Origin of the sequence: Hyalangium sp., assembly GCF_035629615.1 — a bacterium.
Classification (GTDB): Bacteria; Myxococcota; Myxococcia; order Myxococcales; family Myxococcaceae; genus Hyalangium.
Map to the genome: position 1 here is coordinate 1 of NZ_DASPHO010000569.1, position 7,743 is coordinate 7,743.

Sequence of the window (7,743 nt, forward strand, 5' to 3'; positions counted from 1 at the left end):
ACGAGGACCTGCAGTCGCGCGCGTACGGCGACGGCATGCGCATCAGCAGCAACAGCTGGGGCGCCAACTTCAACGGCTACGACGCGGATGCGCAGCGCTACGACGCGCTGGTGCGTGACGCGCAGCCGACGGGCTCCGCGGTGGCGGCCGCGGGCAACCAGGAGATGGTCATCCTCTTCGCGGCGGGCAACTCCGGTCCCAGCGCGAACTCGGTGGGCACGCCTGGCACCGCCAAGAACATCATCACCGTGGGCGCCTCCGAGAACGTCCGCGCCTTTGGCGCTCCGGACCTCTGCAACGTCAACGACGCGAGCGCCGACAGCCTCAACGACATCGTCGGCTTCTCCAGCCGCGGTCCTACCTCGGACGGCCGCAAGAAGCCGGACCTCGTGGGCCCTGGCACGCACATCTCTGGTGGCGTGGCGCAGACCGCGGGCCAGCGCGCCAACCCGCCGGCCAACCCCAATGGGGATGCGCTGTCCTGCTTCGACGCCAGCGGCGTCTGCGGTGGCCCTGGCATCGACTTCTACCCGGCGGGCCAGGAGTGGTACACGGCCTCCTCCGGTACCAGCCACTCGACTCCGGCCCTCGCGGGTGGCGCGGCGCTCGTGCGCCAGTACTTCCTCAACCAGGGTGTGCCTCCGCCCAGCGCGGCGATGACGAAGGCGTACCTGATGAACTCGGCCCGCTACATGACGGGCACCGGCGCCAACGACAACCTCTTCTCCAACAGCCAGGGCATGGGCCTGATGAACCTGGACATGGCATTCGACGGCGTCTCGCGCCTGCTGGATGACCAGAACCCGGCCAACCTCTTCACCGCCACCGGCCAGACGTTCACCTTCGACGGCGTGGTGTCCGACCCCAGCAAGCCCTTCCGCATCACCCTGGCGTGGACGGATGCGCCGGGCTCCACCACCGGCAACGCCTGGAAGAACAACCTGGACCTGACGGTGACCGCGGGCAGCAACACGTACAAGGGCAACGTCTTCACGGGCGCCAGCTCGATGACGGGCGGCAACGCGGACCTCTCCAACAACGTGGAGAGCGTCTTCCTGCCCCCCGGCACGGTGACCCACTACACCCTCACGGTGACGGCGACCAACATCAACTCGGACGGCGTGCCGGGCAACAGCTCCGCGCTGGACCAGGACTTCGCCCTCCTCGTCTACAACACCTGCACCACTCCGGGCACGGTGCCCACCGGCGTGAGCGCCACGGCCGGCGCGCCCAACACGATCGACCTGGCGTGGGCGGACAGCGGCGCCGTGTCGTACAGCGTCTACCGCGCCACTACCGCGGGCGGCCCGTACACCCGCGTGGCCACCGTGACGACGCCGTCCTACTCGGACACGGGCGTCTCGGGCGGCATCACCTACCACTACGTGGTGCGCGCGGTGGACTGCATCGAGTCCGCGAGCTCCCTCGAGGTGTCTGCCACGGCCTCGGGCTCGTGCACGCTGCCTCCTACCTTCGCCGGTATCACCAGCGCGAACAACGCTGGCGCCGCCACCTGCGGCACCACGCTGGCCTGGTCCGCGGGCACGTCCATCTGCGGCGGGACGCTGAGCTACTCGGTCTACCGGAGCACCACCTCGGGCTTCACCCCGTCCGTGGGCAACCGCATCGCCACCGGCATCTCCGGCACCAGCTTCGCGGATGACCTGAACCTGACGGGCGGTACCCAGTACTACTACGTGGTCCGCGCCACCGAGACGGGCGCCGCCACCGTCGAGGAGACAAACACCGTGCAGCGGTCGGCCACGCCCACCGGTGCGGTGACGCCGGGCGTCCGCTACTTCGATGACCTGGACGGCACCCGTCCGCCCAACGCGGCCTCGTACTGGATCCCGACGACCCAGAGCGGCACCTCGGGCACGATGAACATCGTCACCAACTGCCACTACCAGTCGTCCAACAAGTCGTACCGCTTCGGCCCGACCACTGCCAGCTGCACCGGCACCTACCCCGCCAGCACGGCGGCGACCCTGACGCTCGGTGGCAACGGCACGACGGCCGGCATCAACGGCTTCGCCATCCCGGCCAGCACCCTTGGCCCCCAGATGACGTTCAACATCTGGTACACGATGGAGACGCGGTATGACGGCGCCTACCTGGTGTACAGCACAGCGTCGGCGACCGGCCCGTGGACCCAGGTGCCCGATGCACCGTCCGCGACGCTTCCGTACATCTCCGCTGGCGGCTACGACAACACGCTCAACAGCACCCCGAGCATCCGGATCTGGACCGGTCCGAACGCTGGAGCCAATGGCTCGCTGAAGCCGGTGACCGTCAACCTCAACGCGCTGGCAGGCCAGACGGTGTGGTTCGGGTTCCGCTTCTCCTCGGACGGCATCGTCCACCAGGAGGGCTTCTACGTGGACGACGTCCGCATCAACGCGGACTCGTACGCGAGCTGCACCACCAACATGCCTCCGCCGGGACCGGCCGTCGCCTACCGGGTGACCGGCCTGCCCTCGCCTTCGCCGGCGGGCTCTACGGCCACGTTCACCGTCACCGCGCTGGACGCTGTGGGCCAGACGGCCACCAGCTACGCCGGTAGCGCCTCCTTCACCAGCTCGGATGCGCAGGCCGTGCTGCCGGCTCCCGCAACCTTCACCGCGGGCGTGGCGAGCGACGTGGCCATCTCCTTCCGCACCCTGGGCACCCAGTCCGTCACCGCGACGGACACGGCGAACCCGGCCATCACCGGCAGCGGGAGCACCACCGTCAGCGCCGGCCCCGCGGCCAGCCTGGCCTTCACCGTGCAGCCTTCCGACGCAGCGGCGGGTATCTCCATCGCCCCGGCCGTGAAGGTGGGCCTGGTGGATCAGTTCGGCAACGCCGTCACCACGGGCGCCAACAGCGTTACGCTCGCGCTGGGCAACAACCCGGGCAACGGCACGCTGGGCGGCTCCACCACGGCGACGATGACCGCGGGCGTGGCCACGTTCAGCAACCTGTCCCTCAACAAGACGGGGATCGGGTACACGCTGGTCACCACCTCCACGGGCCTCACCGACGCGACCAGCTCGGCCTTCAAGATCACTCCGGGCGCGGCGGCGAAGCTGACCATCCTCACCCAGCCTGGGAACAGCGCCGCGGGCGCGGCCATCACCCCGGCGGTGCAGGTGGCCATCCTGGATGCACTGGATAACACCACCACGTCCACGGCCAACGTCACGGTCTCTCTGGCCACCAACCCGGCGGGCGGCGCGCTGCTCGGCACCGTCACAGTCGCGGCCGTCAGCGGCGTGGCCACCTTCAACAACCTGAACATCGCCAAGGCCGGCACGGGCTATGAGCTGGGCGCGAGCGCCCCAGGCCTCACCGGCACGACGACCAGCGAGTTCGACATCTCCGCGGGTGCGCCGTACCGGGTGACCCTCACCCAACAGCCGAGCGACGTCGGTGCTGGCGCCGCCATCAACCCGCCGGTCGAGGCCACCATCTTCGACCGGTATGGCAACATGGCGACGCAGGCCACGACGGCCGTATCGGTGTCGATCGGGAACAACCCGGCGGGCGGCACGCTGAGCGGCACCACCACCGTCAACGCAGTGGGCGGTGTGGCCACCTTCGACAGCCTGTCGGTGGATCGCGCGGGCCCCAGCTACACCCTGGTGGCGGGCGCCAGCGGCCTCTACACGGACACCAGCGTGGGCTTCGACGTCCTCGTGGGTGCTCCGGCGCAGCTGGCCTTCACCAGCCTGCCCTCGGGCTTTGTCGGCTCTGGCTCGGTTTTCACCGCCCGCGTGGCTGTGCGGGATGCCGCCGGCAACCTCATCACCGGTACCCCCGCGCAGGTGACGCTGTCGCTCACCAACGCGACGGGCGCCACCCTGAGCGGCACGACGGTGGCGAACACCGTCAACGGCGTGGCCACCTTCTCGGGCCTCTCCGTGGACAAGGCGGGCGGGGGCTACACGCTGCAGGCGGATGCCACGGGCATCACTCCCGCGACGTCGGCGGCCTTCGGCGTCAGCCCGGGCGCGGCCTCGGCGCTGGCCTTCCTCGCCCAGCCAGCCAACGGCACGGCGGGGGCGGCCTTCGCTCCGGTCCGCGTGGCGGTGCTGGATGCCCAGGGCAACACGGTGAGCGCGTTCGGCTCCGGCGTCACGCTGGCGCTGGGCAACCACCCCTCGGGCGGCACGCTGAGCGGCACGAAGACGGCGGCCTCCGTCAACGGCGAGGCGACGTTCAGCGATCTGTCCATTGCCCGCGCGGCGACGGGTTACCAGCTGACGGCCCAGGCCAACGGGCTGGCGAATGCCACCAGCGCGATGTTCGACATCTCGTCCGGGCCGAAGGCGGCGCTCGCCTTCACCGTGCAGCCGGGGAGCACCCGGGTGGGCACGGCGCTCAGCCCGGCGGTCCGAGTCGCCATCCAGGACGCCTACGGCAACGTGGACACACAGGCCACGGACGCCGTCACGGTGGCGCTGGGCAGCAACCCGCGCAACGGCACGCTCTCCGGTGGCCGGACGGTGAACGCCATCAACGGCGTGGCCACCTTCTCGGATCTGTCGATCAACCGCAACGGCAAGGGCTACACGCTCCAGGCGAGCGCGGGCGCCCTCTCCACGGCGGCGAGCACGTCGTTCGACATCACCCCGGGCAATGCTCCGAAGCTGGTCTTCCGCACCACGCTGGACCAGGCGACCGCGGGCGAGGCGCTGCCCTCGATCGACGTGGAGCTGCGCGATGAGCTGGACAACCTGTTCACCGACGGCTCGGCCAGCGTGACGCTGAGCCTGGGTGAGAACACGACGGGTGCCCAGCTGTTCGGCAGCCTGACGGCGGCGGCGGTGGACGGTGTGGCGAAGTTCGACGCCCTGTCCCTGCGCAAGGCCGGCAATGGCTACACGCTGGTGGCCACCGCTCAGGAGTTCGCGGGCGCCACGAGCACGGCCTTCACCGTCAGGCCGGGTGCTGCAGCCAGCTACACGCTGTCTGTGGCCCCGAGCGTAGCGGCAGGCCAGGAGGCCACCCTCTCGGCCACGGCGGCGGATGCGTACGGCAACGCGGCCTCCAACTACGGCGGCACGGCCAAGGTGACCAGCTCGGACACGACGGCCACCTTCGTCACCAACGCGACGTTCGTGGAGGGCGTGCTTCAGGGCTTCAAGGTGACGTTCAAGTCCCCGGGTCTGCGCACGATCACCCTCACGGACACGGAGAAGGACAGCCTCACCAGCACGGCGCAGCTCAACGTCACTGCGTTCGCGCAGCCGACGGTGGCGGTGACGGATCCGGCGGGTGGCACCATCGTCACCGGCATGATCAACATCACCGCCGCGGGCGCGGTGGCTCCGGGCACCACGCTGACCCAGATCTCCATCCTCGTGGATGGGGTGGTGATCGCCAGCGGCACGGACGCGACGCTGACTGGCGCCTGGGACAGCTCCAAGGTGGAGGGCGAGACTTCGCACACCCTCACCGCCGTCATCACCGATGGCGCGGGCAATGTGGCGACCTCTGCTCCGGTGACGATCATCGCCTCGAGCGGTGGCTGCGGCTGCGGCGCCACCTCCGGCACCGACGCCAGCATCTTCCTGGGCCTGCTCGTCCTGGCGCGGTACATGCTGGGGCGGCGGCGTGAGGCGAAGGCAGCCTGAGGGCTGTCACGAGCCCCGGGCGCCTGAAGCGGGCGTCCCGGGGTTGAGCGGGTGGAGAAGCGCGTTCCGCCCGCTCGCCTCGGAATCCAGCCGTTGAAATGAATGCGCCAGCGAGGACCTTCCCCGCCGGCGCATTTCTTTTACGGAGAAGAGGACCTGGGAAGGCTCAGGCAGCAGCCTCCTTCAGGCGCCCGCGAAGCACCGCCCCCAGCACCCCCGCGATCTCCTCGGGCACTCGAGCCAGGTGGGCGTAGAGCGCTTCCTCGACCTGGGCGATCACCTCGGGCGCCGCCCCGGCCTCGCGCAGCCCGGCAAGCACCGTGTAGGCCGCCATGCCGAGCGGCTCGACGAAGCCGTGTGACTCCTCCCAGAACTCTTCGAAGCAGGGCACGGCTTCCCCGGAGGCGACGCGCGCCAGACGTCCCAGGCAGGCCTCCCAGTACGCCTGGTGCGCTTCCAGCGCCTCCTGGCTCGAGAACGGGCCCTGACGAAGCTCGAGGTACGTGACGCCTTCGACAGCTCGGAGCGTCATGGAAGCGCGAGTCACCTCACGACCGAGCTGCCCGCCCTCCCAGCCCAGCTCCATCTCGAAGCCCTCGCCTGGAGTGACGGAGAGGACACGACCGAGCTGCGTGAAGGGCGTCCCCTCCGCGTCGATCAGCTGGACCTGGAACGCCTCGCCGGGCGCCAGGCTCCCGGCCCCCCCGAGGCGGTGACAACCCGGTGGGGCGCCGTACCAGCGCCGCAGCAGGAAAGGATCCTCGAAGGCCGCGGAGATCTGCTCCAGGGTCTGGGCCATCCGCACCTTCATCACCAGCTCGCTCATGCCCGCGCTCCTGTCCGGGTCCGCACATCGAAGAGAGGAACCCACGCCTTCTGAGCCGCTGGCATCCGGTATTGCTCGACAACCAGGCTGATGCGCGCGGTCGAGAGCACGGGGGCGCCGGCGGAGACCGGGGCGACCTCGTGCACGACATCGCCACGGAACGTCACCAGCGCTCGCGGCATGGGCGCGAGCGCCGCCACGCGCTTGCCGCGGTGATAGAGCCGCAGCTCTCCCCCCGAGAGGTTCTCCGGCACCTGGACGTAGAGCACGCTCACGGCCACCGGACAGCCGGTGCCAGCCCCGTAGAACTCCAGGCTCCGATCGATGTGGGCTTCCACGCCGCGCCCGTCCTGGATCAGGAGTGGGTTGAGCAGGAACGCATCACAGTCCGGCAGGAGCGCGGCCTCGAGGAAGGGAGCGAACGCGGGGAAGCGAGAGGTCACCTGGGACACGGCCTCGCGCCGGAACGCGATCGAGAAACCGTAGGTGCCTGTGAACTGGCTCGACAGGTTGCTCTCGCCGAGCAACGGAGAGCCGAGGATCGTCGTTCGGATGGCCTCCACGGTTTCGACGGGCAAGGCCTCGGGCTTGCGGTGTACGACAGTCTGGAGGCGAAAGGCCCCGCCCCAGGGCGGCTGGAATCGCATGGGAGAACTCTACCCCACCCTCACGTGAGTTCTACGGCTCGGGAGGATGGACTTCCTGCCCGCTCCCGCACTCCTCCTTGACGTCCTCCTCGGACTTGTACTCCTCGCCGGAGTAGAACCAGTTGGTCTGCTCGGAACCATCGCCGTTGTTCGCGCGGCAGCCCGCGATGACTCCCGTCATGTCGCACCGGGCATCCTCTTCGTAGGTGCCTCCTCCGATGGAGGCGGTCAGGGTGTTGCAGACGCCCTGGAAGGTGATGAAGGAGGGGCCCTTGAAGTCCCGCAGATCCGTGCACTGGTCCCGAGCGGGCCGCAGATCACACCGCGCATCCCGGGAAGGAAGGCTGTCCACGAGGCCGCAGCCAGAGACGAGGGCGACGAGGACGACGAGACGAGAGGGCTTCAGAGCAATCGATCGCATGCCTCCGATTCTTCTGAGCTTGAAGGCTGACGCAAGATTCTGGCTCCTGGGAGCGCGTCGCGGCGAGCGCGCACTGCTTGGGTGGTGCAGCCCGTCACAGGCGGTCGTCGCCCACACTCTCTGTGCATGAAGATCGTCAAGCTTCTGACCACCTGTTCCTTGCTGGGACTCATGGGCCTCACTGCGTGTGGCAAGCCGGACACCGAGCAGGAGAGCGAGCTGCAGCCATCC

The 7,743-nt window shown here is 69.3% G+C and carries 4 protein-coding genes; 1 reads left to right on the forward strand and 3 read right to left on the reverse strand.

Translation table 11 applies throughout. The features are described 5' to 3' along the window. Nucleotides 1-5,618: S8 family serine peptidase (locus VD972_RS28925; protein WP_324991988.1), on the forward strand; the 5,618-nt coding region annotated here is incomplete at its 5' end. 166 nt (nucleotides 5,619-5,784) lie between these two features. Here VD972_RS28925 and VD972_RS28930 read toward each other — a convergent pair. The 3 genes from VD972_RS28930 to VD972_RS28940 are packed head-to-tail and all read right to left on the reverse strand — an operon-like array spanning nucleotide 5,785 to nucleotide 7,512. Next, nucleotides 5,785-6,444 (reverse strand): SRPBCC domain-containing protein, encoded by a 660-nt coding sequence (locus VD972_RS28930; protein ID WP_324991989.1) that lies wholly within the window; start codon nucleotides 6,442-6,444, stop codon nucleotides 5,785-5,787. Then, nucleotides 6,441-7,091 (reverse strand): 2OG-Fe(II) oxygenase, encoded by a 651-nt coding sequence (locus VD972_RS28935; protein ID WP_324991990.1) that lies wholly within the window; start codon nucleotides 7,089-7,091, stop codon nucleotides 6,441-6,443. Before VD972_RS28935 ends, VD972_RS28930 begins: the two co-directional genes overlap by 4 nt. Nucleotides 7,092-7,122: 31 nt before the next feature. Next, entirely contained in the window at nucleotides 7,123-7,512 is a 390-nt protein-coding gene (locus tag VD972_RS28940; RefSeq protein ID WP_324991991.1) for a hypothetical protein, read from the reverse strand. Between the last annotated feature and the right edge of the window lie 231 nt (nucleotides 7,513-7,743).